At 70.6% G+C, this 26,972-nt stretch carries 24 protein-coding genes and 1 tRNA gene; 11 read left to right on the forward strand and 14 right to left on the reverse strand.

Translation table 11 applies throughout. The annotated features are described in order from the left end of the window. The first annotated feature begins 71 nt into the window (after positions 1 to 71). The 4 genes from galT to OG905_RS24030 all read left to right on the forward strand — a co-directional run bounded on the left by galT (position 72) and on the right by OG905_RS24030 (position 4,419). Positions 72 to 1,115 carry a galactose-1-phosphate uridylyltransferase gene (gene galT, locus OG905_RS24015; protein ID WP_328676952.1) on the forward strand — a complete coding sequence of 348 codons (1,044 nt, stop codon included), beginning with the start codon at positions 72 to 74 and terminating at the stop codon, positions 1,113 to 1,115. Further along, positions 1,112 to 2,116, forward strand: a complete 1,005-nt coding sequence (gene galE / locus OG905_RS24020) for a UDP-glucose 4-epimerase GalE (RefSeq protein WP_328676954.1) — start codon at positions 1,112 to 1,114, stop codon at positions 2,114 to 2,116. The genes galT and galE overlap by 4 nt, the downstream gene beginning before the upstream one ends. Next, positions 2,113 to 3,219: a galactokinase gene (gene galK / locus OG905_RS24025; protein ID WP_328676955.1), complete on the forward strand. Its 1,107-nt coding sequence runs from the start codon at positions 2,113 to 2,115 to the stop codon at positions 3,217 to 3,219. Before galE ends, galK begins: the two co-directional genes overlap by 4 nt. Before the next feature lie 423 nt (positions 3,220 to 3,642). Then, positions 3,643 to 4,419 carry a response regulator transcription factor gene (locus OG905_RS24030; RefSeq protein ID WP_266478692.1) on the forward strand — a complete coding sequence of 259 codons (777 nt, stop codon included), beginning with the start codon at positions 3,643 to 3,645 and terminating at the stop codon, positions 4,417 to 4,419. Here OG905_RS24030 and tamR read toward each other — a convergent pair. After that, positions 4,378 to 4,875, reverse strand: a complete 498-nt coding sequence (gene tamR, locus OG905_RS24035; RefSeq protein WP_328676957.1) for a MarR family transcriptional regulator TamR — start codon at positions 4,873 to 4,875, stop codon at positions 4,378 to 4,380. The genes OG905_RS24030 and tamR overlap by 42 nt on opposite strands. Before the next feature lie 131 nt (positions 4,876 to 5,006). On the opposite strand from tamR, the gene OG905_RS24040 reads away from it, so the two are divergent. Then, a complete protein-coding gene (locus OG905_RS24040; protein WP_328676959.1) occupies positions 5,007 to 5,831 on the forward strand; it encodes a trans-aconitate 2-methyltransferase in 825 nt (274 codons plus the stop codon). Further along, the gene (locus OG905_RS24045) at positions 5,831 to 6,229 is read left to right on the forward strand and encodes a VOC family protein (protein ID WP_328676961.1); all 399 of its coding nucleotides are present in this window, start codon (positions 5,831 to 5,833) and stop codon (positions 6,227 to 6,229) included. The genes OG905_RS24040 and OG905_RS24045 overlap by 1 nt, the downstream gene beginning before the upstream one ends. A 92-nt stretch (positions 6,230 to 6,321) precedes the next feature. Here OG905_RS24045 and OG905_RS24050 read toward each other — a convergent pair whose 3' ends face one another. Together OG905_RS24050 and OG905_RS24055 are read right to left on the reverse strand one after the other, a co-directional pair. Then, complete coding sequence (locus OG905_RS24050; protein ID WP_328676963.1) at positions 6,322 to 7,011, reverse strand: TetR/AcrR family transcriptional regulator; 690 nt, start codon at positions 7,009 to 7,011, stop codon at positions 6,322 to 6,324. After that, positions 7,008 to 7,988, reverse strand: coding sequence for an acyl-CoA desaturase (locus OG905_RS24055; RefSeq protein WP_328676964.1), 981 nt, complete (start codon positions 7,986 to 7,988; stop codon positions 7,008 to 7,010). The genes OG905_RS24050 and OG905_RS24055 overlap by 4 nt, the downstream gene beginning before the upstream one ends. Positions 7,989 to 8,211: 223 nt before the next feature. Here OG905_RS24055 and ppc point away from each other — a divergent pair, with 223 nt between their 5' ends. Beyond that, positions 8,212 to 10,941 carry a phosphoenolpyruvate carboxylase gene (ppc, locus tag OG905_RS24060; RefSeq protein ID WP_328676966.1) on the forward strand — a complete coding sequence of 910 codons (2,730 nt, stop codon included), beginning with the start codon at positions 8,212 to 8,214 and terminating at the stop codon, positions 10,939 to 10,941. A gap of 69 nt (positions 10,942 to 11,010) precedes the next feature. On the opposite strand, the gene OG905_RS24065 is transcribed toward ppc, so the two are convergent. From OG905_RS24065 to OG905_RS24100, 8 genes are all read right to left on the reverse strand, one after another. Continuing rightward, a complete protein-coding gene (locus OG905_RS24065) occupies positions 11,011 to 11,676 on the reverse strand; it encodes a PT domain-containing protein (RefSeq protein WP_328676968.1) in 666 nt (221 codons plus the stop codon). Between the two features lie 201 nt (positions 11,677 to 11,877). Then, positions 11,878 to 12,345, reverse strand: coding sequence for a hypothetical protein (locus OG905_RS24070; RefSeq protein WP_328676970.1), 468 nt, complete (start codon positions 12,343 to 12,345; stop codon positions 11,878 to 11,880). 55 nt (positions 12,346 to 12,400) lie between these two features. Further along, positions 12,401 to 12,994: an aminoacyl-tRNA hydrolase gene (gene pth / locus OG905_RS24075; RefSeq protein WP_328676972.1), complete on the reverse strand. Its 594-nt coding sequence runs from the start codon at positions 12,992 to 12,994 to the stop codon at positions 12,401 to 12,403. Between the two features lie 145 nt (positions 12,995 to 13,139). Further along, on the reverse strand, positions 13,140 to 13,733 hold the full coding sequence (locus OG905_RS24080; protein ID WP_328676974.1) for a 50S ribosomal protein L25/general stress protein Ctc: 594 nt from the start codon (positions 13,731 to 13,733) through the stop codon (positions 13,140 to 13,142). Positions 13,734 to 13,953: 220 nt separating this feature from the next. Continuing rightward, positions 13,954 to 14,931 (reverse strand): ribose-phosphate diphosphokinase, encoded by a 978-nt coding sequence (locus tag OG905_RS24085; RefSeq protein WP_328676976.1) that lies wholly within the window; start codon positions 14,929 to 14,931, stop codon positions 13,954 to 13,956. 109 nt (positions 14,932 to 15,040) lie between these two features. After that, positions 15,041 to 16,489 carry a bifunctional UDP-N-acetylglucosamine diphosphorylase/glucosamine-1-phosphate N-acetyltransferase GlmU gene (gene glmU / locus OG905_RS24090; RefSeq protein ID WP_328676978.1) on the reverse strand — a complete coding sequence of 483 codons (1,449 nt, stop codon included), beginning with the start codon at positions 16,487 to 16,489 and terminating at the stop codon, positions 15,041 to 15,043. 111 nt (positions 16,490 to 16,600) lie between these two features. Continuing rightward, positions 16,601 to 16,673 (reverse strand) — tRNA-Gln (locus OG905_RS24095). A gap of 7 nt (positions 16,674 to 16,680) precedes the next feature. After that, positions 16,681 to 17,556, reverse strand: a complete 876-nt coding sequence (locus OG905_RS24100) for a hypothetical protein (protein WP_328676980.1) — start codon at positions 17,554 to 17,556, stop codon at positions 16,681 to 16,683. A 154-nt stretch (positions 17,557 to 17,710) separates the two neighbouring features. On the opposite strand from OG905_RS24100, the gene OG905_RS24105 reads away from it, so the two are divergent. Then, entirely contained in the window at positions 17,711 to 19,042 is a 1,332-nt protein-coding gene (locus OG905_RS24105; protein WP_328676982.1) for a sensor histidine kinase, read from the forward strand. An 8-nt stretch (positions 19,043 to 19,050) separates the two neighbouring features. On the opposite strand, the gene OG905_RS24110 is transcribed toward OG905_RS24105, so the two are convergent. Beyond that, a complete protein-coding gene (locus tag OG905_RS24110) occupies positions 19,051 to 19,542 on the reverse strand; it encodes an SUKH-3 domain-containing protein (protein WP_328676984.1) in 492 nt (163 codons plus the stop codon). A 10-nt stretch (positions 19,543 to 19,552) separates the two neighbouring features. Then, complete coding sequence (locus OG905_RS24115) at positions 19,553 to 20,059, reverse strand: YwqJ-related putative deaminase (RefSeq protein WP_328676986.1); 507 nt, start codon at positions 20,057 to 20,059, stop codon at positions 19,553 to 19,555. A gap of 217 nt (positions 20,060 to 20,276) precedes the next feature. Between OG905_RS24115 and OG905_RS24120 the strand changes: the two genes are divergently transcribed. The 3 genes from OG905_RS24120 to OG905_RS24130 all read left to right on the forward strand — a co-directional run bounded on the left by OG905_RS24120 (position 20,277) and on the right by OG905_RS24130 (position 25,338). Further along, on the forward strand, positions 20,277 to 21,260 hold the full coding sequence (locus OG905_RS24120; RefSeq protein WP_328676988.1) for an SMI1/KNR4 family protein: 984 nt from the start codon (positions 20,277 to 20,279) through the stop codon (positions 21,258 to 21,260). Positions 21,261 to 21,267: 7 nt separating this feature from the next. After that, entirely contained in the window at positions 21,268 to 24,099 is a 2,832-nt protein-coding gene (locus tag OG905_RS24125) for an SUKH-4 family immunity protein (protein ID WP_328676990.1), read from the forward strand. Positions 24,100 to 24,447: 348 nt separating this feature from the next. Beyond that, on the forward strand, positions 24,448 to 25,338 hold the full coding sequence (locus OG905_RS24130; protein ID WP_328676991.1) for a cellulose-binding protein: 891 nt from the start codon (positions 24,448 to 24,450) through the stop codon (positions 25,336 to 25,338). A gap of 25 nt (positions 25,339 to 25,363) precedes the next feature. On the opposite strand, the gene OG905_RS24135 is transcribed toward OG905_RS24130, so the two are convergent. Next, positions 25,364 to 26,893, reverse strand: coding sequence for an MFS transporter (locus OG905_RS24135; protein WP_328682561.1), 1,530 nt, complete (start codon positions 26,891 to 26,893; stop codon positions 25,364 to 25,366). Positions 26,894 to 26,972 lie beyond the last annotated feature (79 nt).

Raw genomic sequence — 26,972 nt, forward strand, 5'->3', positions numbered from 1 at the left:
ATTGACGTGACCTGTTGGCTTGTGATTTGTTATGTTCGGTTCTGTGTGTTGGGAGGCCGAGGGAGCCCCAGGTGAAGAAGACATCGACCCGGCTCGCCGACGGTCGTGAGCTGCTCTACTACGACTCCCGCGACGACGCCGTACGCGATGCCGTCGACCGGCGGCCGCTCGATCCCATCTCCACCACCTCCGAGATCCGCCACGACCCGCTCCTCGGTGACTGTGTCGCCATCGCCTCGCACCGCCAGGGCCGCACCTACCTCCCGCCGGCCGACGAATGCCCCCTCTGCCCGTCCCGGGACGGCCGCCTCAGCGAGATCCCCGCCGCCGACTACGACGTCGCCGTCTTCGAGAACCGCTTTCCGTCCCTGGCCGGCGCCTGGGGCCGCTGCGAGGTCGTCTGCTTCACCTCCGACCACGACGCCTCCTTCGCCGACCTCAGCGAGGCGCAGGCCGCACTGGTCCTCGACGCCTGGACCGACCGCACCGCCGACCTGGCCGAACTCCCGCAGGTGGAGCAGGTCTTCTGCTTCGAGAACCGGGGCGCGGAGATCGGCGTCACGCTGGGGCATCCGCACGGGCAGATCTACGCGTACCCCTTTGTGACGCCCCGGACCTCGCTCATGCTGCGCTCGGCCGCCGAGCACCGGGCCAGAACCGGGCGCAATCTCTTCGACGATGTCGTTCAACGGGAGCGCGCGCAGGGCGTACGGGTGGTGCTGGAGGGCGGGCACTGGGTCGCCTTCGTGCCGTATGCGGCGCACTGGCCGTACGAGGTGCATCTCTACCCGCGCCGGCGGGTCCCGGACCTGCGGGCGCTGGACGAGGCGGCGCGCACAGAGTTCCCACAGATCTATCTGGAACTGTTGAGGCGCTTCGACCGGATCTTCGGGGACGCCGAACCGCCGACGCCGTACATCGCGGCCTGGCACCAGGCGCCCTTCCGCGACGTCAACCGGAGTGACTTCGGGCTGCATCTTGAGCTTTTCACCATCCGCCGCACTTCCGGCAAGCTGAAGTTCCTCGCGGGTTCCGAGTCCGGTATGAGCGTGTTCATCAACGATGTGCCGCCGGAGACCGCGGCCGAGCGACTGCGAGAGGTAGCGAGCGAGTGAGCAAGTCTGTATCTACCCGGGGGGCGACCCCCGGACCCCCGAAATACCTGGTCACAGGCGGTGCGGGATATGTCGGCAGCGTGGTGGCGCAGCACCTGCTGGAGGCGGGGCACGAAGTCACCGTCCTCGACAACCTCTCCACCGGCTTCCGCGAGGGCGTCCCCGCGGGCGCGGCCTTCGTCGAGGGCGACATCCGCGATGCCGCCAGGTGGCTGAACTCCTCGTACGACGCGGTGCTGCACTTCGCGGCGTGCTCGCAGGTCGGCGAGTCCGTGATCAAGCCCGAGAAGTACTGGGCGAACAACGCCGGCGGGACGATGGAGCTGCTCGCGGCCATGCGGTCCGCGGGAGTGCGCAAGCTGGTCTTCTCCTCCACCGCGGCGACGTACGGCGAACCCGTCTCCACGCCCATCACGGAGACCGACCCGACCGCGCCCACCAGCCCGTACGGCGCGTCCAAGCTGGCCGTCGACCACATGATCACGGGCGAGGCGGTGGCGCACGGCCTGGCGGCGGTCTCGCTCCGGTACTTCAACGTGGCAGGCGCGTACGGCAGTTACGGCGAACGCCACGACCCCGAGTCGCACCTCATCCCGCTCGTACTCCAGGTCGCGCTCGGAAAGAGGCAGTCGATCTCCGTCTTCGGGGACGACTACCCGACGCCGGACGGCACGTGCGTACGCGACTACATCCATGTCGCGGACCTCGCCGACGCGCATCTGCTCGCGCTGGACGCGGCGAAGTCCGGCGAGCACCTGATCTGCAACCTCGGCAACGGCAACGGCTTCTCGGTCCGTGAGGTCATCGAGACCGTTCGGAAGGTCACCGGGCACCCCGTCCCGGAAGTCATGGCGGCCCGCCGCGGCGGCGACCCGGCGGTGCTCGTCGCCTCCGCGGCCACCGCGCAGGAACGCCTGGGCTGGCAGCCGAGCCGTGCGGATCTGGCGGGAATCGTCTCCGACGCCTGGGACTTCGCCCGGGGGAGGGACAGCGGGGCATGAGCGACGGTGTGTGGGCGGCGCCCGGACGGGTGAATCTGATCGGTGAACACACCGATTACAACGACGGTTTCGTGATGCCCTTCGCGCTGCCCCACACCACCGTCGCGACGGTTTCGCGGCGCGACGACGGGGTGCTGCGGCTGCACTCGGCGGACGTCGAGGGCGGCGCGGTGGAACTGCGCGTCGCCGACCTCGCGCCCGGGCGCGGCCCGGGCGGCTGGACCGACTACCCGGCGGGCGTGGTCTGGGCGCTGCGGGACGCGGGCCACCCGGTGGGCGGTGCGGACATCCACTACGAGTCGACGGTCCCGACCGGCGCGGGCCTGTCCTCGTCAGCGGCGCTGGAGGTCGTCACGGCGCTGGCCCTGAACGACCTGTACGAACTGGGCCTGGAGCGGTGGCGCATGGCCAGGCTGTGCCAGCGCGCCGAGAACGTCTACGTCGGCGCGCCCACCGGAATCATGGACCAGACAGCCTCGGCCTGCTGCACCGCGGGCCACGCCCTGCACCTGGACACCCGGGACCTCTCGCAGCGCCAGATCCCCCTGGACCTGGCGGCGCTCGGCCTCGAACTCCTGGTGGCCGACACCCGCGTGAAGCACGCCCACAGCGAGGGTGAGTACGGCAAACGCCGCGCGGGCTGCGAATCGGCCGCGGCGGCACTCGGCGTCCCCGCGCTGCGGGACGTCCCGTACACCGGCCTGGAGGCGGCGCTGGCCCGGCTGGAGGACCCTGAAGTACGCCCCCTGGTACGGCACATCGTGACCGAGAACCACCGGGTCGAGCGGGTGATCGCGCTCCTGGAGTCCGGCGAGGTCCGCGCGATCGGCCCGGTCCTCACCGAGGGCCATGCCTCGCTGCGGGACGACTTCCGCGTCTCCTGCCCGGAGCTGGACCTGGTGGTCGACACGGCCCTCGCATCGGGCGCGCTGGGCGCGCGGATGACGGGGGGCGGCTTCGGCGGCTCGGCGATCGTCCTCACGGAGACGTCGACGTCGGCGACGGTGCGCACGTCGCTCCTGGAGTCCTTCGCGACGGAGGGCTGCACCGAGCCGCGCATCTTTACGGCCATCCCGTCCGCGGGCGCGACGCGCGTGTCCTGAGCGGGACGTGCCGCCCCTGAATGCGGGGGTAGGGGCCCCGCGCGACCTTCGGCCGTATGTTCTCCATCGCCGGGCGGGCCGGATGTGCGGCCGTGCCGTATATGTCACCGCCGGGAAGCGGCAGGGGATCGACCCTGCCTGCGCCGATCTTTGTCGACTTCTGTCTCAATACGAAACACGAGGCACACCCTGAACAGCCTGGCCAATCAGTTCTGTAAATAGCCTTCCGCTCCGGCCACCCAGCCGTACGCTGATGCTCAGCACCGGTGGGGGCCGGTGTTGATCAGGGGGCGAGACAGTCGGGTACGACGCCCGGGGCGGGGTATCAGTCACAGCACGGCGGCGGCCGAGCGACCGCTGTAGTACCCCATTTCTCCGGGCGCCGTTCCCGCGCCGGTCCGTCCTCCGACACTGGGGGTGTCTGTGGTTCGTATCCGGGTCCTGGTGGTGGACGACCACCGAATCTTCGCCGAGTCGCTCGCTGCCGCGCTCGCCGCCGAGCCCGACGTCGATGTCGCCGCGGCCGGCAGCGGTCCGGCCGCGCTGCGGTGTCTGGAGCGTGCGGCCGTCGAGGGGCGCAGATTCGATGTCATGCTCGTCGACGCCGACCTCGGCACCCAGCCGGTGCCCGGCGCCCGCGCCGTGGTCGCCCGTGCCGTGCCGGACAACGGCGAGGAGAGCCTCGTCGACGGCATCTCCCTGGTCGCCGGCGTCCGCTCCGGCCAGCCCGCGGTCCGTACCGTCGTGCTCGCCGAGAAGGACGACCCGCGCCGCGCCGCCCTCGCGCTCCAGGCCGGTGCCTCCGGCTGGGTCGCCAAGGACTGCTCGTTGCAGCGGCTGCTCGCGGTGATACGCGGCGTGCTGCGGGACGAGACGCATCTGCCGCCCGCCCTGCTCACGGGCGTACTGCGGGAGTTGACCGCGGCCCGCAAGCACCGCACCGAGAGCGAACGGCTCGTGGAGTCGCTGACCCCGCGGGAGCGGGAGGTACTGCGCTGTATGGTCGCGGGCCTGGGGCGCAAGGCCGTCGCCGAGCGCCTGTTTCTGTCTCCGCACACCGTCCGCACGCATATGCAGAACGTTTTGGGGAAGCTGGGCGTCCATTCCACCCTCGCCGCGGTCGCTCTCGCGCGCCGCGCAGGTGTCGGCCCGGTCGACCTAGCCGGGGACGTTGTCGAACGGGGCGGTCAACTGGCGTAGCAACGCGGCCAGTTCGGCCCGCTGTGCCCGCGACAGTTCGGAGAGGATCGCACGCTCCTGCGCGAGCAGCGCGGCCAGTGCCTGGTCCGCGCGGTCCCGCCCCTCGGGGGTGAGGCGCACCAGCACCCCGCGCCGGTCACTGGGGTCCGGCAGTCGCTCAACCAGGTCCTTCTTGGCGAGCCGGTCGATACGATTGGTCATCGTGCCGGAGGTGACCAGGGTCTGGGTCAGCAGCTGGCCGGGCGAGAGCTGATACGGAGCCCCCGCGCGCCGCAGCGAGGTGAGCACGTCGAACTCCCACGGCTCCAGATTGTGCTCGGAGAACGCGAGCCGGCGGGCCCGGTCGAGATGGCGGGCGAGCCGGGAGACACGGCTGAGCACCTCGAGCGGTTCCACGTCGAGGTCGGGGCGCTCACGGCGCCATGCTGCGACCAGTCGATCGACCTCGTCCTCCATGTCGATCAGTGTAGAGGGTCTGTCGACGTGAAGTCTCTTGACATCAAGATATATTCGGGCTCAACCTTGGGCATGGTCGGGCCGGAACCTCGTTCCGCTTCGGCACACCGTTCCACTAAGGGGGCTCGAACATGCATTCCGCCCAACCAACCTGGGATCCGCATCAGTACCTGCGCCATGCAGGGCACCGGACCCGGCCGTTCCTGGACCTGCTCAACCGAATACCGCAACTGCCGGACCTCGGCCGGCCCGCCCGTATCGCGGACATCGGCTGCGGCCCCGGCAATGTCACCGCACTGCTCGCCGACCGCTGGCCCGACGCCCACATCACCGGCTTCGACCTTTCTCCCGAGATGCTCGCGATCGCGGAGAAGGAGCACGCGGGCACCACGGCCGGCGGCGGCTGGCTCGACTTCAGGCCCGCCGACGCCGCGCACTGGACGCCCGAGGCGCCGTACGACCTGATCGTCTCCAACGCCGCACTGCAATGGGTGCCCAACCATCCCGAGTCCTTTCCCCTCTGGGTCGACAGCCTCAACCCCGGCGGCACCCTCGCCTTCCAGGTACCGGGCAACTTCACCTCCCCCAGCCACGCCCTGCTCGCCGAGCTCTGCGACACCCCGCAATGGCGCGAGCGCCTCCGCGACCACGGCCGCCGCTATGTGCACATCCTGGAGCCGGCCGACTATCTCGGCCGCCTGGTGAATCTCGGCTGCGAGACGGACACCTGGGAAACCACCTATCTCCAACTCCTCACCGGGGAGGACCCGGTGCTCGACTGGGTCAAGGGCACGGCCCTGCGCCCGGTCCTGACCGAACTCGCGGAGGATCCCGACGCGGAGCACGAATTCCTCGGCCAGTACCGCGACCTGCTCCGCAAGGCCTACCCGCCGGGCCCGCACGGCACGGTGTTCCCGTTCCGCCGCGTTTTCGCCGTCGCACGAAAGGGGTCGTGATGCTGGTCTCTGTTGACCATGTCCAACTCGCCGCGCCCTTAGGGGCGGAGGAAGCCCTGCGCGCGTACTACACCGATGTGCTCGGCATGACGGAGATCCCCAAGCCGCCGGTCCTCGCCGGCCGTGGGGGCTGCTGGTTCCGGGCAGGAACCGTCCAGCTCCATCTGGGCATGGAGGCCGCCCCCGCCGGAGGCGGAGAGTGTCACTTCCGTCCGGCCAGGAAGGCGCACCCGGGCCTGCGGGTGACTCGGATCGAGGCGTATGCCGCGCGGCTGGAGGAGCGCGGCGCGAAGGTGGTCTGGGACGACAACCTCCCCGGCCACCGTCGCTTCTACTCCGAGGACCCGGTCGGCAACCGGCTGGAGTTCCTGGAGCCGACGGGGACGGGGGCCCTCTGAGCGCGCGGGAGCGCCCCGCCCACCGGCGATCCGGCGTGACGGGGCGCTCTGCGTACGGGATCCGGGGACCATCCGATTCGCCGTGAGCCCGGTCAGCTCTTGCGGTGCCCAATCAGTCGCGGCTTCTGCTCCAGACCGTCCAGCCCGTGCCACGCCAGGTTCACCAGATGCGCCGCGACCTCGGCCTTTTTGGGGCGGCGGGCGTCCACCCACCACTGGCCCGTCAGCGCGACCATGCCGACCAGCGCCTGGGCGTACAGCGGAGCCAGCTTCGGATCGAAGCCGCGAGCCTTGAACTCCAGGCCGAGGATGTCCTCGACCTGGGTCGCGATATCACTGATCAGCGAGGCGAAGGTGCCCGTCGACTGGGCGACGGGCGAGTCACGGACGAGGATGCGGAAACCGTCCGTATACATCTCGATGTAGTCGAGCAGCGCGAACGCCGCCTGTTCGAGCAGCTCCCGCGGGTGCCCCGCGGTCAGCGCGCCGGTGACCATGTCGAGCAGCTGGCGCATCTCGCGGTCGACCACGACGGCGTACAGCCCCTCCTTGCCGCCGAAGTGCTCGTACACCACCGGCTTGGAGACACCCGCCTTCGCGGCGATCTCCTCGACCGATGTGCCCTCGAAGCCCTTCTCGGCGAACAGGGTGCGGCCGATGTCCAGCAGCTGCTCCCGGCGCTCCGCCCCGGTCATCCGGACCCGACGGGCCCGCCGGCTTCCGGTGGGCCGCTTCTTGTCCGTACCGCTGCTACTGCCGTCGATCGCCACGTCGTCAATCATGCCGGGTCGGCTGCCTCGCTCTTGCGCCGGGCGTCGATACGGGACGCGCTGGGCCAGCGCACGTCGTACGCCCAGCCCAGTTTTTCGAACCAGCGGATCAGCCGGGCACTGGAGTCGACCTGGCCGCGGAGCACGCCATGGCGGGCGCTCGTCGGCTCGGCGTGGTGGAGGTTGTGCCAGGACTCGCCGCAGGACAGCACCGCCAGCCACCAGACGTTGCCCGAGCGGTCGCGGGACTTGAAGGGGCGCTTGCCGACCGCGTGGCAGATGGAGTTGATCGACCAGGTGACGTGGTGCAGCAGTGCGACCCGGACGAGCGAGCCCCAGAAGAAGGCGGTGAAGGCGCCCCACCACGACATCGTCACCAGTCCGCCGACCAGCGGCGGGATCGCGAGCGAGAGGATCGTCCAGTAGATGAAGTCACGGGAGATCCGGCGCAGCGCAGGGTCCTTGATCAGGTCCGGTGCGTACTTGTGCTGCGGAGTGCGCTCCTCGTCGAACATCCAGGCGATGTGCGCCCACCACAGGCCCTTCATCAGCGCGGGGACACTCTCGCCGAAACGCCAGGGCGAGTGCGGGTCGCCCTCGGCGTCGGAGAACTTGTGGTGCTTGCGGTGGTCGGCCACCCAGCGCACCAGCGGGCCCTCGACGGCCAGCGAGCCCATGACGGCGAGCGCGATCCGCAGCGGGCGCTTCGCCTTGAAGGAGCCGTGGGTGAAATAGCGGTGGAAGCCGATCGTGATGCCGTGGCAGCCGATGTAGTACATGGCCACGAGCAGGCCAAGATCGAGCCAGCTCACCCCCCATCCCCAGGCCAGCGGCACGGCCGCGAGCAGGGCGACGAAGGGCACCGTGATGAAGAGCAGCAGGGCGATCTGCTCGATCGACCGCTTGCTGTCCCCGCTGAGCGTGGCATAGGAGAGGTCGGCCGACGGGGTCTCGGGGGCGTCGTTCAGCAGATCGGGGCTTGTCGTCATGGGGTTCCCCTGTGGGGTGAGAGATCACAACAGATACCGCGTTACGGACGCGTAACCTACGGCAACGTAAGTATGGCAGTGCCCAGCCTCGCGGCAAGAGACCTGTGGAGAACGGCGGCGGACGACAAAGAAAAGGCCACCTATCCTGGGTGTCGTCGGACAGCGCGGTCCGCAGCCTCCAGACCCCTCCAGACGTGCTCAAACACTGCAAGGAGCCGCACCTGTGAGCAGTGCCGACCAGACCCCCACCGCCAGTACCGAGCTGCGCGCCGACATCCGCCGACTGGGCGACCTTCTGGGCGAGACCCTCGTCCGCCAGGAGGGCCCCGAGCTCCTGGAGCTCGTCGAGCGGGTCCGGGCCCTGACGCGCAGCGACGGTGAGGCCGCCGCCGAGCTGCTGGGCGACACCGACCTGGAGACCGCAGCGAAGCTGGTGCGGGCCTTCTCCACGTACTTCCATCTGGCCAATGTCACCGAGCAGGTGCACCGCGGCCACGAGATGCGCGAGCGGCGCGCGGCCGAGGGCGGCCTGCTGGCCCGCACCGCGGACCGGCTCAAGGACGCCGACCCCGAGCATCTGCGCGAGACGGTCAGGAATCTGAACGTCCGGCCCGTGTTCACCGCCCACCCGACCGAGGCCGCCCGGCGCTCCGTACTGAACAAGCTGCGCCGGATCGCCGAGCTGCTGGAGACCCCGGTCAGCCCCGCCGACCGGCGGCGGCACGATCTGCGGCTCGCCGAGAGCATCGATCTCATCTGGCAGACCGACGAGCTGCGGGTGGTACGGCCCGAGCCGGCCGACGAGGCGCGCAACGCGATCTACTACCTCGACGAACTGCACGCAGGTGCCGTCGGCGACGTCCTGGAGGACCTCGCCGCCGAGCTGGAGCGGGTCGGCGTCGAACTGCCCACGGGCACCCGGCCGCTGACCTTCGGCACCTGGATCGGCGGCGACCGCGACGGCAACCCCAATGTCACCCCCGCGGTGACCTGGGAGGTGCTGATCCTCCAGCACGAGCACGGCATCACCGACGCGCTCGACGCCATCGACGGCCTGCGCGGACTGCTCTCCAACTCCATCCGCTACACCGGCGCGAGCGAGGAGCTGCTGAGCTCCCTCCAGCAGGACCTGGAGCTGCTGCCGGAGATCAGCCCCCGCTACAAGCGCCTGAACGCCGAGGAGCCGTACCGCCTCAAGGCCACCTGCATCCGGCAGAAGCTCGTCAACACCCGCGAGCGCCTCGCCAAGGGCACACCACACGCCGAGGGCCGCGACTACCTCGGCACGGCCGAGCTGCTGCACGACCTCACCCTGATCCAGACCTCGCTGCGCGCGCACCGCGGCGGGCTCTTCGCCGACGGCCGCCTGGACCGCACGATCCGTACGCTCGCGGCCTTCGGACTGCAGCTGGCGACGATGGACGTACGTGAGCACGCGGACGCCCACCACCACGCGCTCGGGCAGCTCTTCGACCGCCTCGGCGAGGAGTCCTGGCGCTACGCCGACATGCCGCGCGACTACCGGCAGAAGCTGCTCGCCAAGGAACTGCGCTCGCGGCGGCCGCTGGCGCCGACGCCCGCGCCGCTCGACGCGGCGGGAGAGAAGACCCTGGGGGTCTTCCACACCGTCAAGGAGGCCTTCGAGCGCTTCGGGCCCGAGGTCATCGAGTCGTACATCATCTCGATGTGCCAGGGCGCGGACGACGTCTTCGCGGCGGCGGTGCTGGCGCGCGAGGCCGGACTGATCGACCTGCACGCGGGCTGGGCGAAGATCGGCATCGTGCCGCTCCTCGAGACGACGGACGAGCTGAAGGCCGCGGACGTCATCCTCGACGGCATGCTGGCCGACCCCTCCTACCGGCGTCTGGTCTCCCTGCGCGGGGACGTCCAGGAGGTCATGCTCGGGTACTCCGACTCGTCGAAGTTCGGCGGCATCACCACCTCGCAGTGGGAGATCCACCGCGCGCAGCGCAGGCTGCGTGACGTCGCGCACCGCCACGGCGTACGGCTGCGGCTCTTCCACGGCCGCGGCGGCACCGTCGGCCGCGGCGGCGGCCCCTCGCACGACGCGATCCTCGCGCAGCCGTGGGGCACGCTCGAGGGCGAGATCAAGGTGACCGAGCAGGGCGAGGTCATCTCCGACAAGTACCTGATCCCGTCGCTGGCCAGGGAGAACCTGGAGCTGACGGTCGCGGCGACGCTGCAGGCCTCGGCGCTGCACACCTCGCCGCGCCAGTCGGACGAGGCGCTGGCGCGCTGGGACGCGGCGATGGACACGGTCTCGGACGCCGCGCACGACGCCTACCGGACGCTGGTCGAGGACCCCGATCTGCCCGCGTACTTCTTCGCGGCCACGCCCGTGGACCAGCTCGCGGACCTCCACCTGGGCTCGCGCCCGTCACGCCGCCCGGACAGCGGGGCCGGGCTCGACGGTCTGCGGGCCATCCCGTGGGTCTTCGGCTGGACGCAGTCGCGGCAGATCGTGCCGGGCTGGTTCGGCGTCGGCTCGGGCCTCAAGGCGCTGCGCGAGGCGGGCCTGGACACGGTTCTGGACGAGATGCGCGAACAGTGGCACTTCTTCCGGAACTTCATCGCGAACGTCGAGATGACGCTGGCCAAGACGGACCTGCGGATCGCCCGCCACTACGTCGACACGCTCGTCCCCGAGCACCTGAAGCATGTCTTCGGCGCGATCGAGGCGGAGCACGAGCTGACGGTGCGTGAGGTGCTGCGGATCTCGGGCGGTGAGCGGCTGCTCGACTCCAACCCGGCGCTGCAGCAGACCTTCGCGATCCGTGACGCGTATCTGGACCCGATCTCCTACCTCCAGGTCTCGCTGCTGGCGCGCCAGCGCCAGGCGGCGGAGAAGGGCGAGGAGCCGGACCCGCTGCTGGCGCGTGCGCTGTTGCTGACGGTCAACGGTGTGGCGGCGGGCCTGCGCAACACCGGCTGACGGCACGGCTCGCGGCACGTGAAACGGCCCCTCCCCGCACGGGGAGGGGCCGTTCCTCATACTGACGCGTCAGTGCTGCTGGACCTTGCGGCGTCGCGCGAGAAGGTAGCCGCCCGCGCCGACCAGCGCCGCGGCGACCGCCGAGATGGCCCCGACCGGGGCGCTCGAACCGGTCTCCGCCAAGTCACCGCCGCCGTTGGCGGACGGGGACGGGGCAGCCGTCGGGGCTGCGGAGTCGGACGAGGTGGGCTCGGTCGTCGGCTCCTCGGAGGGCTTCCCGGAAGGCTCCTCGGAAGGGGTGCCGGAAGGCTGCTCGCTCGGCTCGCTGTCGTCCTCGCAGTCGGTCCAGAAGACCTTGTGCTTGGCCTCGCCGTGCTCGCCGTCGAAGTTCCAGATGAGCTTGTAGTGCCCGTCGGGCAGGGTCTTGTCGTCCGTACGGCCGTGACCCTCGCCGTCGAGCGTCAGCGAACCGCTGTCCGCGAGCTTGCCCTTGGTGCCCGTGGGCGGCATCTCGACGATCTTCCAGTCGACTTCCTGGGCGCCGTCGAAGCCAAAGGCGTCGAGATAGAACGAGCAGACGTGCGGCTCGTTCTTTTTGAGTTCTTCGCCGGTCTTGGCGTCGTGGATTTTCACGGTGCCGTTGTCGCCGGGAGGGGTGGCGTGCGCGGCGGGTGCGGCCAGCAGCGAGAGCGCCGCTGCAGCCACCAGGGCGCCGGTGGACCTGAGGGTGCGCATGGGCAATCCAACGGGAGAAGGGACAGGTGCCGTGGGGGTGGCGGCTCAGCGTCCTGTGAACCCGCGCGTCCGTCAAGACACTTGGTGTCGCATCCGCACCATGAACTACCGATTGCCCCAATAGTCCTGGATAACGATCAGGTGAATGCGACGTTCCGGTAAGGCGGTTGGGACTCTCGGGCCCGCGCGTCAGGTGCGGGCTCAGAGCGCGAGGAAGGCTCCCACCAGCAGCGCCCCGCCCGCCGCCGCCGTCGCCCAGGCGATCCGGGTCAGCCGCAGCCCGCCCCCGATGACCAGAGCCGCGAGCAGCAGGGCACCCCCCATCGGGAGCCAGGCATGCAACGCGCCCGCCGTACCGGTGCGGACCAACTCGTCGCTGTCCGGCTTGAGGACCACCTGGAGCTTCGCGCCCTTCTTCACGGCGACCGACCTCTCGATCGTCATGCCCTCGCGGGGAGCGGCCGTGCCCTCCGGGTCGTACGGACCGGTGCAGGTCTTCTCGCCGCAGTCGGCCACCGTGAGCGTGCCGTGCTCGCGGCCCTTGGCGAGCAGTACGTGCTGTGCGTCGCCCCACGACGCCCAGAAGCCCGCGACGAGGAGCAGCAAGGCAACACCGGCCATCGCGGCACGACGACCGTAGAGGAGCATGCGAGTCCGGTTCGAGCTCATAGGGCGCGATCCTTGGCCATGGGCGCGCGCCCGGTCAACCTGGGGCCCGGGCTTATCAGGAGTTGTACGTACTTTGCGCCCGCTCCAGGCCGTCGATCACCAGACACTCCACCGCGTCCGCCGCGCGGTCCACGAAGTAGCCCAGCTCCTTGCGCTCCGCCGAGGAGAAATCCTTCAGCACAAAGTCCGCGACCTGCATCCGGCCCGGCGGACGGCCGATCCCGAACCGCACCCGGTGATAGTCCGGGCCCATCGCCTTCGTCATGGACTTCAGGCCGTTGTGCCCGTTGTCGCCGCCGCCAAGCTTCAGCCGCAACATGCCGTAGTCGATGTCCAGTTCGTCATGGACCGCCACGATGTTGGCGAGCGGCACCTTGTAGAAGTCGCGCAGCGAGGTGACCGGGCCGCCGGAGAGATTCATGTACGACATCGGCTTGGCGAGGATCACCCGGCGGCTGCCGAGCCCCGGAGGGCCGATCCGGCCCTCGAGGACCTGCGCCTGCGCCTTCTGCGCGCGCTTGAACGTGCCGCCGACGCGCTCCGCGAGGAGGTCGGCGACCATGAACCCGACGTTGTGCCGGTTCGCGGCGTAGTCGGGCCCGGGATTGCCGAGACCCACGACGAGCCAAGGGGCGTTCGCGTCGGACATCTGCGCTGCGTCTCCTCGCGTGCGGTTGCGTACGGACATGTGCGTACAGCATGTGCGTACCGACAGTTTGCGTACGGACAGGGAAACGGGGTGGCGGGCCGCAGCCCGCCACCCCGTCAAGCCAAGCTCAGACACCCCCTACGGCTCAGGCCTCGGCGGCCACTTCGCCCTCGCCCTCGGCCTCGGCGGACGGCTCCTCCGCCTGCGCGGCCAGGACCTGCAGGACGACCGTGTCGTCCTCGACGGCCAGGGTCGTGCCCGACGGCAGCGGCACGTCCTTGGCGAGGATGGAGTCGCCGGCCGCAAGGCCCGCGATGGAGACCGTGACGGACTCGGGGATGTGCGTGGCCTCTGCCTCGACCGGCAGGGCGTTCAGCACGTGCTCGACCAGGTACGCACCCGGGGCCAGCTCGCCCTCGGTGTGGACGGGGATCTCGACGTTGACCTTCTCGCCGCGCTTCACGATGAGCAGGTCGACGTGCTCCAGGTAGCCCCTGATCGCGTCACGCTGAACGGCCTTCGGGATGGCCAGCTCGGTCTTGCCCTCGACGTCCACGGCAAGCAGCACGTTGGAGGTACGCAGAGCGAGCAGCAGCGCATGGCCCGGCAGCGTGATGTGGACCGGGTCGGAACCGTGCCCGTACAGAACACCGGGAACCTTGTTCTCACGGCGGACGCGACGGGCCGCACCCTTGCCGAACTCGGTACGGATCTCGGCGGCGAGCTTCACCTCGGACATGTGCACTCCTCGTATGGCAGAAAAATCTGGTGGCGGTCACCCGGCCACGACAGGCCTGCTACGAAGAGCGCGTCGATAACGGACCGCCGTACCAGTGGGTACGGCCTCCCTCGCCGAGCAACTGCGCCAGTCTACCCGGAGCCTCCCGAGCCACCCAATCGATCAACGAGAAGGGCCGCACCCACCGGGTGCGGCCCTTCCTCGTACACGACTGCGGCGCTTACGCCTGCTCCTCGAAGAGGCTCGTCACCGAACCGTCCTCGAACACCTCACGCACCGCGCGCGCGATCGTCGGCGCGATCGACAGCACCGTGATCTTGTCGAGCTCCAGATCGCCCGGGTCGGGCAGCGTGTTCGTGAACACGAACTCGCTCACCTTGGAGTTCTTCAGACGGTCCGCGGCCGGACCGGACAGGATGCCGTGCGTCGCCGTCACGATCACGTCCTCCGCACCGTGCGCGAACAGCGCGTCCGCCGCGGCGCAGATGGTGCCACCGGTGTCGATCATGTCGTCGACGAGGACGCACACGCGGCCCTCGACCTCACCCACGACCTCGTGCACGGTCACCTGGTTGGCGACGTCCTTGTCGCGGCGCTTGTGGACGATCGCCAGCGGGGCGTCCAGACGGTCGCACCAGCGGTCGGCGACGCGCACACGGCCGGCGTCGGGGGAGACGACGGTCAGCTTGTTGCGGTCGACCTTCGCGCCCACGTAGTCCGCGAGGACCGGCAGCGCCGACAGATGATCGACCGGGCCGTCGAAGAAGCCCTGGATCTGGTCGGTGTGCAGATCGACCGTAAGGATGCGGTCCGCACCCGCGGTCTTCAGCAGATCGGCGATCAGACGGGCCGAGATCGGCTCGCGGCCGCGGTGCTTCTTGTCCTGCCGGGCATAGCCGTACGACGGGATGATCACGGTGGTGCTCCGGGCCGAGGCCCGCTTGAGAGCATCGATCATGATCAGCTGCTCCATGATCCACTTATTGATGGGAGCCGTGTGGCTCTGGATCAGGAAGCAGTCCGCACCACGAGCCGACTCCTGGAAGCGGACATAGATCTCGCCGTTCGCGAAGTCGAAAGCCTTCGTCGGCACCAGGCCGACACCCAACTGGTGCGCGACCTCCTCGGCCAGCTCGGGGTGGGCGCGGCCGGAGAAGAGCATCAGCTTCTTCTCGCCGGTCGTCTTGATCCCGGTCACAGCACAGTCTCCTCAGACGTGTTCTCTGGCCGCGGGTCTACTGAGCGCGAGCCAGCCGAATTTGCGTGCACGTATCACGGTACGCCGAGATCGGCGCACCCGTTTCCGGTCAGTTCTCCTCGGCGACCGCTTCCGTTGCCGCCTGGGCCGCCTGCGCGGCCGCGCTGCCGGGGCGCTTACGGGCCACCCAGCCCTCGATATTCCGCTGCTGGCCCCGCGCGACGGCCAGCGAACCGGCGGGCACGTCCTTCGTGATGACCGAGCCCGCCGCGGTGTAAGCGCCGTCCCCGACCGTGACGGGAGCCACAAACATGTTGTCCGAGCCCGTCTTGCAGTGTGAGCCGATCGTCGTGTGGTGCTTCGTCTCGCCGTCGTAGTTCACGAACACACTCGCGGCGCCGATGTTCGAGTACTCGCCGATCGTCGCGTCGCCGACGTAGGAAAGATGCGGCACCTTGGTGCCCTCGCCGATCGTGGCGTTCTTCATCTCCACATACGTACCGGCCTTCGCCTTGAGGCCGAGGTTCGTACCCGGGCGCAGATACGCGTACGGACCGACCGAGGCCGACTCGCCGACCACCGCGGAGTCCGCCACCGTGTTGTCCACGCGGGCACCCGCGCCCACATGCGTGTCCTTGAGGCGCGAGTTGGGGCCGACCTCGGCGCCCTCGGACAGGTGCGTCGCACCGAGCAGCTGGGTGCCCGGGTGCACGATCGAGTCCCGCTCGAAGGTCACCGTCACATCGAGGAACACCGACGCCGGGTCGACGACCGTGACTCCGGCCATCATCGCCCGCTCCAGCAGACGCTCGTTGAGCAGCCTGCGCGCCTCGGCGAGCTGGACACGGTTGTTGATACCGAGGATCTCGCAGTGCTCGCCCGCGACCGAGGCGCCGACCCGGTGACCGGCCTCGCGCAGGATGCCGAGGACGTCGGTGAGGTACTCCTCGCCCTGGCTGTTGTCCGTACGCACCTTGCCGAGCGCATCCGCGAGCAGCTGCCCGTCGAAGGCGAAGACACCCGAGTTGATCTCCCGGATGGCACGCTGCTCGTCGGTGGCGTCCTTGTGCTCGACGATCGCGGTGACGGCGCCGGTGACGCCGTCCCGCACGATCCGGCCGTAGCCGGTGGAGTCGGGCACCTCGGCGGTCAGCACGGTCACGGCGTTGCCGTCGGCGGTGTGCGTCGCCGCGAGCGCGGTCAGCGTCTCGCCGGACAGGAGGGGGGTGTCGCCGCACACGACGACGACGGTCCCCTCGGGGGTCTGGCCGAGCTCTTCGAGCGCCATCCGCACGGCGTGGCCGGTGCCGTTCTGCTCGGCCTGATAGGCGGTGCGGGTGCCGGCGTACTGCTCGACGAGATGCTCCCTGACCTGCTCACTCGCGTGGCCGACAACGACGACGAGCTGCTCGGGGTCCAGCTCGCGTGCCGCGGAGACGACATGTCCGACGAGCGAGCGCCCGCAGATTTCGTGCAGGACCTTGGGGGTCTTCGACTTCATGCGGGTGCCCTCACCCGCTGCGAGGACGACGACGGCTGCCGGGCGGTTGGAGCTCACGGGAATGCCCTTCGGCTTCGGGTGGTGGACATCCGAAGGATACCGGGGGGTTTCAGGGGCCAAATAAGGGCGGGTCCTGACGGTGAGGTCAGGACCCGGCAAGTGGTGCAGCTCCGCCGCTAGGACTCGAACCTAGACCGAACACCTCCAAAGGGTGCCGTGCTGCCAATTACACTACGGCGGAACGCACGTCACGGAGTCGGAGAAGGATCTCCACCCGAAACGCTGCCGACCACTATGCCGCACCACCAGCCCTCGATGCGACGGTAGAGCTCGGCGCACCCCAGGACGCGGATGACGAAGCACCCGCGATATCCGTCGCCAACGTTCTTGCGGACAGTCTTCGGGTTGTGGCTCTTCAGCGTCGTCTTGCTCAAGGCGGATACGTCGACACCGGCGAGGGCGGCCCAGTAGCGCTCGGCGGCATCCACGTCGGCGGACTCGTGGATCATGACGCGATAGCGCAAGCTGTCCCGCTGCACTCCCAGCAGTGCGAGCCAGGCTAGGTAGACGCGGATCATGCCTGGGTCGCTGTTGATGAAGACGACCGTCTCTTGCCGGCGATGGGGTTTGCTCTTTGAGCCTTCGGACCAGTAGAGCCCGACTCCGATCAGGAACAGCTCTCGGTCCGTGAGCTGACCAACCTCGTCGAAAGCCGCCAACTTGGTCTTCTCACGTTCAGCCTCTCGCCGGGGTCCCTCGTGCTCCCAGCGCTTGCGGGAGGCGAGCTTCGCCTGCTCGGACGGGTCTCGGCGTTCCGGCTTCGGCAGGTCCCGTACCCAAAGCGAGATCGAACTCTTCGAGCACCCCAGCTCGACCTGTATCTGGTCGTACGTCATGCCCCGGAGCCGCAGTTCCCGCGCCTTCTCCCGCAGGTCGTCCTTCGCGTTCGGGCGCTTCGTCCATTCCGGTGGCGGCTCGCCCTCCAGCAGGCGGTTGAGGATGTCGTTGTTGTCGACGTAGAGCCGGTCGCGGATCTGGCGGCGGCTGAGGCCCTCCCGCCGCAGCGCGATCGCCTGCTCGCGGAGCCCGTCGAAGTCGGCGTACTTGCCGTGGATCTCTGTCATACGGAGAGCGTCGTCCGGAATGCGGACGTCCAGGTCGAAAGTCCGCTCGATTCACCGGATCGTGCGATCTACGCCTGTTTCGTTCCTGTTCGAACTCGTTCCGTGCTGTCCCACTCCCCGGAAAATGACTCGCGTCCGCCCGTAGGCTGGATGCATGACCACAACGGGGGCACAGCAGGACGCCACGGGCAGGCCCGCCCGTACCTGGCTGTGGTGGGGACGACGGCGCAGTGTCGCACTGGACGTGGGGCTCGGGCTCGTCTCCGCCTTCGAGTGCGCTCTGGAGGGTGTGGGCTTCGCGGACAAGGCCGCGATTCCCGTGCCCGTCGGGGTGCTCTTCGGGCTGATCGTCGGATCCGTGCTGGTGCTGCGGCGGCGATGGCCGATCGCCGTGGTGCTGGTGTCGATCGCGACCACGCCGGCCGAGATGGGCTATCTCATGGGCGTCGTCGGGCTGTACACACTCGCCGCGTCCGACGTACCGCGCAGGATCACCGCGACGCTCGCGGGGATGTCGCTGTCCGCGACGCTGATCGTCACCTTCGTACGCGTACAGCAGGACGTCTCGACCGCGGATTTCGATCCGGAGCCGGGCGCCTGGTACGTACCGACGATGGCGGGCTTCATGTCGCTCGGCCTGACGGCGCCACCGGTGCTTTTCGGCCTCTACATAGGGGCGAGACGCCGGCTCATGGAGAGCCTGCGCGAGCGCGCGGACTCGTTGGAGCAGGAGCTGTCGCTGCTGGCCGACCGGGCCGAGCAGCGGGCCCAGTGGGCGCGGACGGAGGAGCGGACCCGGATCGCGCGGGAGATGCATGACGTCGTGGCGCACCGGGTGAGCCTGATGGTGGTGCATGCTGCGGCGCTGCAGGCGGTCGCGTTGAAGGATCCGCAGAAGGCTGTGAAGAATGCCGCGCTGGTGGGGGACATGGGCCGTCAGGCGCTGACCGAGCTGCGGGAGATGCTTGGGGTGCTGCGTGCCGGGGAGAAGGAGCGCGCGGTGGCGCCGGTGCCGCTGGCCGCTGTCGGGGTGGCTGCTGCCGCCGCTGCGGCTGCGGCGGCCGACGACGGGCCGAGCCTGGCGGATCTGGAGGGTCTGGTGGGTGAGTCCCGGCAGGCGGGGATGGTGGTCGAGCTCGCGGTCCAGGGCGAGGTGCGGGTGTACGCGCCGGAGGTTGAGCAGACCGCGTACCGCGTGGTCCAGGAAGCCCTGACGAATGTCCACAAGCACGCGGCGGGAGCGAAGGTTTTGGTGCGCCTCGCGCGTCGTGACGCCGAGGTGGCCATGCAGGTGGAGAACGGTGCTCCGGACGCCAGCGGTACGGCGGCGGACGCGGGGTTGCCCAGTGGCGGGAACGGCTTGGTGGGGATGCGGGAGCGGGTGCTTGCCCTGGGTGGGGTGTTCGTGTCGGGGCCGACGGATGCGGGCGGCTTTCGGGTGTCGGCGGTGCTGCCGGACCGGGACGGGTATCGCGAGTCCGCCTGAGAGGTGTTTCAGCCCAGAGTGAGGCGGGTCGGCTGGATGCCGGTGACCAGGGTGGCGAGTGCCCGGTCGATGTCCGGGCCGAGGTACCAGTCGCCGGTGTGGTCCAGGCTGTAGACGCGGCCCTCGGCGTCGATGGCGAGCACGGCCTGGCTGTCGCCTTCGTCTCCGAGCGGGGCGACTTCGGTGTTCAGCGCTCGCCCCAGGTCGGCGAGCGTACGTGCCAGGTGCAGCCCGGCCAGTGGGTCGAAGCGCACGGGCGTCGGAGCCGTCTGCCGCCCGGGGCCCGGTGCTGTCACCCGCAGTCCCCCGAACTCCGCCCAGGCTTCGACGGCTGCCGGAAAGACTGTGTGCCGGTGGCCGCCCGGCGAGACGTACGAGCGCAGCGTGTCCGCCCAGTGCTCGGCCAGCTTTATGTCCCAGCGGCCGGGCTGCCATCCGGCCTCGCGCAGGGCGGCGTCCACGGCGACCGGGAACCGGGTGGTGCTCAGGTGGTCGGGCATTGGTTGGGGATCAGCCGTTCTCGGGTGCGGTCGGATCGACGGGGCGTACCCCGAAGTGGTCGAGCATCGCCGTACAGGACCGGCAGGGTGGTGCGTAGCTGCCGTGCAGCGGGTCGCCGTCCTCCCGGATCCTACGTGCCGTCAACTTCGCCTGTTTCAAGGACCGTTTGGCCTCGCTGTGGGTCAGTGGCCTGCGCTGTGCCCGTTTGGAGCGCTGCGACTCGGCTGCTGTGAGGTGGCGTGAGAGCAGGATCGCCTCGGGGCAGCGGCCGGTGAAGCGTTCGCGCTGGCCGCTGGTGAGGGTGTCGAGGAAGTCCTGTACGAGTGGGTGAAGTGCGGGCGGTTGGTCGGCTTTTCCGGCGGTGCAGGTGAGGGTCTCGCCGCGTACGGAGAGTGCGGCGGCGACGGCCGGCAGGATGCCGTCGCGACGGTGGCCCAGGGCGGGCGGCTGGAGGGCCTCGGTGCTGCTCCAACTGAGGCGTGGATCACCCGATGTATTCGGTTGCGCTGTGTGCATGGTGTGTTCGTCCCCTCCTGCACTCCCCCGAGTTGCTGGGACAGCCTGCCAAATGGGGCGCGTGGTGCGGAAGCGGGGGCACTGAAACGTGTCGACCCGTCGGCATTCGGTCACACGATTGTGACTGTTGGTGATGGAGGTGGAGCGTCGGACCTCCCTGTTGCACCACCGCATAGGCTGTCCTGAACCAGCCGGAACGCAGCAGGGGGCAACCGCCATGACGACAGGTCGGCTCGGGCACAAGGCCGCGCCACCGAACGCCGCCTATGCCGGGCAGCTCGTGAACTTCCCGGACCCGGTCCGGGCCTCCCGCCACCCTAGAGGTGTGCGGATGGACGAGAACGGCTATCCGGACTTTTCGCCGTACGCGCGCGCGGCAGCGGAGATCGCCGAGCCCCCGGAGGGCTTCGGGGTCGACGAACTGCGGCTCACCGACTACGTATCGGCGAACGCGGCTCTGCACGCCGACGGCCATGCGCTGTGGGACACGATTCCCGCGGTCGCGACGCCGCACGGCTGGACCTGGCACCACGTGCCGGGCTCGCGCCGTCTTGAGCTGGTCCCGGTCGAGGTGAAGGCGCTGCTGCGGCACCACGGCGGTCTGGCGACGGCGCCCGTGGACCACGGCAAGCGGGGTACGCGGCCGCTTCAGGAGACCCGGCCCGCGCACTTCGGGCTGCCCAAGGGCGTGGTCTCGGTGACCGAGCAGCAGTTGCTGGGCGTCGAGGAGGACCTGGGCTACCGGCTTCCCGGCGCGTACCGCACGTTCCTGAAGGCGGCGGGGGGCTGCGCCCCGGTGGGGGCGGCGCTCGACGCCGAGTTGGGGCTCCTTGTCGACCAGCCGTTCTTCACGGTGCGGGACGAGGCCGCGGTCAATGACCTGGTGTACGTGAACAAGTGCCTGCGGGACCATCTGACGAAGGACTATCTGGGCGTCGCGTTCGTCCAGGGCGGCATCCTGGCCGTGAAGGTGAGGGGTTCGGCGATCGGCTCGGTGTGGTTCTGCGCGTACGACGACGCCCGGGACCAGGACGGCTGGGACGTGCAGCAGCGCGTGGAGCGGCTGCTGTTGCCGTGCGGCGACGACTTCGACGGTTTTCTGCGCCGTCTGGCGGGTAATCCGCCGGAGCTGGAGACCGTGGCGAACCTGATGGTGGACGGCGGCTTCGCGCGCGCCGTCCCGATCGCGGACGAGGGGTGACGGTCCGATGGTGACCTTCGCGCAGGCGCAGGAGCGCGCGGAAGAGTGGGTCAACGGCGACGTGCCCGCGTATCAGCACCGCGAGGTGCGGGTGCGGGAGTTCGAGCTGGGTTTCGTGGTGTGGGCGGAGGACCGCGAGGGCGGGGCGCGCTCGGACGGCGGGGAGCAGCGGCTGGTGATCGCGCGGGACAGTGGTGAGGCAACGCTGTGGCCCGGACTGCCGGTGGGTGAGGTGATCCGCCGGTACGAGGAGGAGTACGGGGTGCAGGAGGCGGCTGCGGCCGCGCCGGAGCAGCCGCAGCGGATCGACCTGAACCAGACGTCCTTCCTGTTGAGCCCGCCGGAGTGGCTCCAGGAGGCGGCGGACAAGATCGGGATCCCGGACCGGCGGTCGCCGGAGCGGGATGCGGCTTCGGGGGCGGCGGCGCCTTCGGGTGCGGGTGCGGGTGCCCCGCCTTCGGGTGCGGCCGAGCCGGCGGGTGCGGGTGCCCCGCGTTCGGGTGCGGCCGAGCCGGCGGGTGCGGGTGCCCCGCGTTCGGGTGTGGCCGAGCCGGCGGGTGCGGGTGCGGGTGCGGGTGCGGGTGTGCCGTCGTCGGGGGCGGACTGGTCGGCGCCCGCCGCGGCTTCGGCTGCGACGGGCCCCAACGCCTCGCAGGCGGGCGGGAGTTCGTCGTCCGCCTCCGGTTCGGCGTGGCCCGCGGCCGGGTCCTCGCCCGGGGCTTCGGCCGGTTCGCAGGCGTCTGCGGTCGGGTCGTCCGGCGCCAACGCCTCGCAGGGCGGGGCCGGTTGGCCCAGCGCCGGTGGCGGTGGCGGTGGCGGTGGCTACGAGCCCACGTCCTCCGAGGGTGTGCCCGCCACGCCGCCCGGGGCCACGCCGTGGACGGACACCAGCGGGGCCGGGTCGGACGACGTGTCCGTACCGTTGCCCGCCACGGTTTTCGCGCCGCCGATCTCCGGGTCGGACGACGACGACACCCCGCCGCCGGCTTCGGGCGCCGATGCGCCGACCGCGCTGATGTCGGGCGGCAGCCAGCTTCCGCGGACCACGGTCTCCCAGACCCTCGATCAGCCGGGCGCCGGTGCGCCTGCCGGACCCGCGGTGCCCGCCGCACCTGGCGGACCCGGGGTACCCGCCGCACCTGCCGCACCCGTCGGCCCCGGCGCCGCCGACATCGCGGACGCGGCCACGAGCAAGGCGGTCCTGCCTCCGCGTGCCGCCCGCGGCGCAGCGCGCGGCAGCGGTTCGACGACTCCGCCGCCGCCCGGCGCGCCCGGCACTCCGGGCGCGCGGCCCGGCGCGACGCCGCCGCCGTCGGGGCCGGGTGCTCCCGGTGCTCCGGCGGGCGGTTACCTGCCGACGCAGCTTGTCTCGCAGCTCGGCCCGGAGGGGGCCCAGCCTCCCGGTCCGCCCGCTCCTCCCGGTTCGACTCCGCCGCCGGGTGGTGGCGTGCACCATGCCGCGACGATGATGGCGGACCCGAGCCAGATGGGTCCCGGCGCGCCGCAGCCTCCCGGCCCGCCCGGACCTCCCGGCCCTCCCGGTTCGACTCCGCCGCCGGGTGGTGGCGTGCACCATGCCGCGACGATGCTCGCCGGTCCCGCCCAGACCGGTCCCGGCGCGCCGCAGCCTCCCGGAGCGCCCGGAGCCCCTGGTGCGCCGACGCCGCCCGGTCCGCCCGGTGGTGGCGTGCACCATGCCGCGACGATGCTCGCCGGTCCCGCCCAGGCGGGCCCCGGCGCGCCCCAGCCGCCCGGCCCGCCCGGTGCTCCTCCCGGCCCGCCGCCCGGTGCCGTACCGCATGCGCCGCAGCCGCCGCACGGCGGTCAGCCGCCCGCGTACGGCTATCCGCCGCAGCCGACCGGCATGCCCACCGTGGGCCCCGGCTACCAGGCCGTGCTGCGCTACCGCGCGCCCGACGGCTCCGAGGCCCAGCTGATCCGCCGCTCGGCGCCCGGCACTCCGCACCCGGAGTGGCAGATCCTGCACGAGCTGCGGGCCATGAACGTGCCGCCGCAGCAGGTGCTTGAGCTGCACACCGAGCTGGAGTCGTGCGAGCTGCCCGGTGCGTACTGCGCGCGGATGATCCGGGAGACCTGGCCGCAGGCGCGTATCACCTCGATCGCTCCGTACGGCAGGGACCACGCTTCCCGTCAGCAGGGCATGCGGCAACTGCTGGCGCACCAGGGCGAGTTGCACCAGGTCGCCGACGGTCCGGCGCGCCCGGCGCCGGTGCGTGCCCCGCTGCCGCAGATGCCGCCGGCCCCGCCGATCCCTCCGGAGGGCATCGCGCAGGAGCTGGTGGCCGCGTTCGGGCCGCAGGGCATCTGCCGGTTCGACCAGCGGGGCGTCTCGCGTCAGGGTGTGCCGGAGATCGTGGCGGCCACGCTGGTGTGGGCGGGTCTGCCGGGCGACTTCAACCCGTTCTTCTGGGCCCAGCCCGCGCAGCCGGTCGTCCCGACGCTGGCCGAGCTCGCGGCCCAGCGTCAGGTGCAGCCTGCGGCGGACGCGGGTTCGTATCTGGTGGTGGGCAGCGACTTCGGCCGTGCGATCTGCGTCCAGTACGGCACGGCGCACATCGTCGCGGTCCCGGTGGAGGCGGGCCCGGGCGGTCAGCCGGTGGCGCCGCAGTTCGTGAACAGCGGCCTGCCGGAGTTCGTACGCTGCCTGGCCCTGCTCGGCCGGATGTGGCGCCTGCGCTTCAACCTCAACCCGGAACAGGCGGGCCGCTGGACGGTCGACTTCCAGGCCCAGCTCGTCGCGCTCGACCCGGCGGCGCTCGCGTCGCCGGAAAGCTGGTGGTCGGTGCTGCTTGAGCAGATGTGGGACGGACTGCTGTAGCGCTGTCCGTACGACCGGGGCGCCCGGGGCCTGTGCGATACAGGCCCCGGGCGCCTTTGTTGACGAGTCGATGAGCTGAGGTCGGCGCGGCCGACCGGCTCGGCGGTTGTTGTGGTCCAACTCGTCGATCACTTGTGCCACCTAACAAGTGATCAATGTCCGATCTCGGGGGCGGCCCCGCCTGCTGCGGCAGGCAGAGAGATGCTCCTCGAACCTCGATTCCGGCTTCTTTCGCCGAGCGGTCCAACTGTGACCGGTCTGATTGGGAGGAGTGTCGCGTTATGAGCGATTCCCTTCGATCCAGGAAGATGTGCGCCAATCGCGTTGTATGTCGGAGAGGGCTAGAAGATGAGTGCTGCATCGGTGTCACCTCACGGCTTCGCCGCCGTACGCGGCCGTGGCTACCCGGCGGCGGAGACCGACGCCTATGTCACCGCCCTCTCCCAGGACCGCGACCACGCCTGGGAACGGGCCGCGCGGCTCACCGTCCTCGCCAAGGAAATGGAGGCGAACGCGGCCGATCTGCGCGAGGTGGTGTCGAGCCTTGCCCCGCAGACGTACGAGACGCTCGGCAGTCGCGCCCAGTACCTGTTCGCCCTCGCTGTCGAGGAGTCCGAAGAGCTGGTGACCGCGACCCGGAACGAGGCGCAGGCGCAGGTCGACGCGGCCGAGGAGGCGGCCCGGCAGAGCCGTGACTCGGCGCGCGAGCAGGCCGATTCGGTACGCGCGGACGCCGACGCTCGCGCCCAGCAGATTCTGCGCGCCGCGCAGGCGGAGGCCGACGAGATGCGCGTGGAGGCCCGCCGCGAGGTGAAGGAGCAGCGCGGGGAGGCCGTGGCCGCGTGGAAGGAGATGCGCCGCAGGGCCGAATCCCTGCTGGCCGACCTGGAGCGGGAACAGGCCGAGCGCTGGGAGGCGGTGGAACGTGAACTCGCCGAACGACAGGGCGAGTTGGACACCCCCCTTGCTGAGCTCACCACTTATGCCGAGTCCGCGCTCGCGGAGGCCGAGCGCACCTTCGCCGAGGCGGAGGAGTACGCCCGCCACGGTCAGGAGGACGCGGAGGCGCGGGCCGCGGAAGTGATCGCCGAGGCCGAGGTTCGCGTTGAGCGGATCGCGCGGGAGACGGAGCGGATGCTGCGGGAGCACGAGGAGTCCCGCGCGGAGATGCAGGCCCACATGGCGCACGTCCGCAACAGCCTGACCACGCTCACGGGGCGCGCGGCGGCGGAGGGCTGACGGGCGTCTCCGCCCGGCCCCGGCCTCATCCGCGGACCGTCTCCTCGTCCTCCGGCCTGTCGGCGATGACCGGGAAGCGGCGGGGTGCGACGAACACCAGGACCAGCAGGGCGACTCCGGCTGCCGTCGCCGCGCCCACGTAGACGTAGTCCACCGCCGCATCCACAGCGCGGCGCAGCTGTTCCGCGGCCCCCGCCGTCATCGATGACGGATCCGCCAGGGCGTGCGCCACCGAGTCGAGGTCGCCCGAGCTGCCCAGGCGGGAGGCGAGGACGCCGTTCGCAATCGCGCCGAACAGGGCCGCGCCGATGCTCTGGCCCACCTGCCGGCAGAAGAGTACGGACGCCGTCGTCGTGCCCCGCTCCGACCAGCCGACCGTCGACTGGACGCCGACGATCAGCGGCAGTTGGAAGAGGCCGAGCGCCCCGCCGAGCAGCAGCATGATCAGGGCCGGCTGCCAGGGTTCGCCGGGGTACGGGAGGAGGGGGAAGGCGAGCAGGATCAGACCCGCGAGCGTGATGCCGATGATCGCGGTCTGCCGGAAGCCGATGCGGTTGTAGACGTGGTTGGACAGGGCGGCGCTGACCGGCCAGCTCAGTGTCATCACGGAGAGCACGAAGCCCGCTGCGATCGGGCCGAGGCCGAGGACCGACTGGGCGTATGTGGGGAGGAAGACGGTGGGGGCGACCATGAGCAGGCCCAGCGCGCCGAGTGCCAGATTGACGGCGGCGATGGTGCGTCGGCGCCAGACCCAGCCGGGGATGATCGGCTCGGCGGCCCGTCGTTCGACGACCACGACCACGGCGAGAAGGACCACGCTTCCGCCGAGCAGGGCGAGCGAGGGCGCGGACAGCCAGGGCCAGGCGATGCCGCCCTGGACGAGCGCGGTGAGCAGGAGCGTGCCCGCGGCGAAGATGGCCAGCGCGCCGGGCCAGTCGATCCGGGGGCGGGTGGCCGGTCGGGTACGGGACGGTTCGCGCAGGTGGCGGGCGATCAGCCAGAGGGCGACCACGCCGACCGGCAGGTTGATCAGGAAGATCCAGCGCCAGTGCGCGTACGAGGCGAGCAGCCCGCCGATCGCCGGCCCGGCCACCGCCGAGACCGCCCACACCGTGGACAACCGGGCCTGGATCCTGGGGCGTTCCTTGAGCGGGTAGAGGTCGGCGGCGATGGTCTGCACGGTGCCCTGGAGGGCTCCGCCGCCCAGTCCCTGCACCACCCGGAACGCGATCAGCGCGGCCATGTTCCAGGCGCCCGCGCACAGCAGTGAGCCGAGGAGGAAGAGGACGATGCCGGCGAGCAGGACCGGCTTGCGGCCGAAGGTGTCGGAGAGCTTCCCGTACACGGGGAGGGTGACGGTGACGGCGAGCAGATAGCCGGAGAAGAGCCAGGAGAAGACGGAGAAGCCGCCGAGGTCTCCGACGATCTGGGGCACGGCGGTGGAGACGATGGTGCCGTCGAGCGCGGCGAGCGCCATCCCGAGCATGAGCGCGGCCACGACCGGCCCCCGCCCCCGTGCCCTGGCGGCCCCGGCCCCGGTCCCGTTCACTCGAATGGCCGTGCCGGGGGCGGCGGCCCGCCCCGCAGGCTCCGCGGACCCCACGGCCGGTATCCCCTCCGGATCGTCAGAACAT

Origin of the sequence: Streptomyces sp. NBC_00322 (assembly GCF_036147535.1) — a bacterium.
In the GTDB taxonomy this organism is placed as follows: Bacteria; Actinomycetota; Actinomycetes; order Streptomycetales; family Streptomycetaceae; genus Streptomyces.

Excerpts from the sequence above, each read along its gene's own strand:
- OG905_RS24055 (WP_328676964.1), bottom strand. The coding sequence starts at position 7,988 with ATGACGACAAGCCCCGATCTGCTGAACGACGCCCCCGAGACCCCGTCG.
- galK (WP_328676955.1), top strand. The coding sequence starts at position 2,113 with ATGAGCGACGGTGTGTGGGCGGCGCCCGGACGGGTGAATCTGATCGGT.
- OG905_RS24070 (WP_328676970.1), bottom strand. The coding sequence starts at position 12,345 with ATGAGCTCGAACCGGACTCGCATGCTCCTCTACGGTCGTCGTGCCGCG.
- OG905_RS24100 (WP_328676980.1), bottom strand. The coding sequence starts at position 17,556 with ATGACAGAGATCCACGGCAAGTACGCCGACTTCGACGGGCTCCGCGAG.
- tamR (WP_328676957.1), bottom strand. The coding sequence starts at position 4,875 with ATGGAGGACGAGGTCGATCGACTGGTCGCAGCATGGCGCCGTGAGCGC.
- OG905_RS24130 (WP_328676991.1), top strand. The coding sequence starts at position 24,448 with ATGAGTGCTGCATCGGTGTCACCTCACGGCTTCGCCGCCGTACGCGGC.
- OG905_RS24045 (WP_328676961.1), top strand. The coding sequence starts at position 5,831 with ATGCTGGTCTCTGTTGACCATGTCCAACTCGCCGCGCCCTTAGGGGCG.
- OG905_RS24115 (WP_328676986.1), bottom strand. The coding sequence starts at position 20,059 with ATGCACACAGCGCAACCGAATACATCGGGTGATCCACGCCTCAGTTGG.
- OG905_RS24110 (WP_328676984.1), bottom strand. The coding sequence starts at position 19,542 with ATGCCCGACCACCTGAGCACCACCCGGTTCCCGGTCGCCGTGGACGCC.
- OG905_RS24040 (WP_328676959.1), top strand. The coding sequence starts at position 5,007 with ATGCATTCCGCCCAACCAACCTGGGATCCGCATCAGTACCTGCGCCAT.
- pth (WP_328676972.1), bottom strand. The coding sequence starts at position 12,994 with ATGTCCGACGCGAACGCCCCTTGGCTCGTCGTGGGTCTCGGCAATCCC.
- OG905_RS24105 (WP_328676982.1), top strand. The coding sequence starts at position 17,711 with ATGACCACAACGGGGGCACAGCAGGACGCCACGGGCAGGCCCGCCCGT.
- OG905_RS24050 (WP_328676963.1), bottom strand. The coding sequence starts at position 7,011 with ATGATTGACGACGTGGCGATCGACGGCAGTAGCAGCGGTACGGACAAG.
- OG905_RS24120 (WP_328676988.1), top strand. The coding sequence starts at position 20,277 with ATGACGACAGGTCGGCTCGGGCACAAGGCCGCGCCACCGAACGCCGCC.
- OG905_RS24125 (WP_328676990.1), top strand. The coding sequence starts at position 21,268 with ATGGTGACCTTCGCGCAGGCGCAGGAGCGCGCGGAAGAGTGGGTCAAC.
- OG905_RS24065 (WP_328676968.1), bottom strand. The coding sequence starts at position 11,676 with ATGCGCACCCTCAGGTCCACCGGCGCCCTGGTGGCTGCAGCGGCGCTC.
- OG905_RS24080 (WP_328676974.1), bottom strand. The coding sequence starts at position 13,733 with ATGTCCGAGGTGAAGCTCGCCGCCGAGATCCGTACCGAGTTCGGCAAG.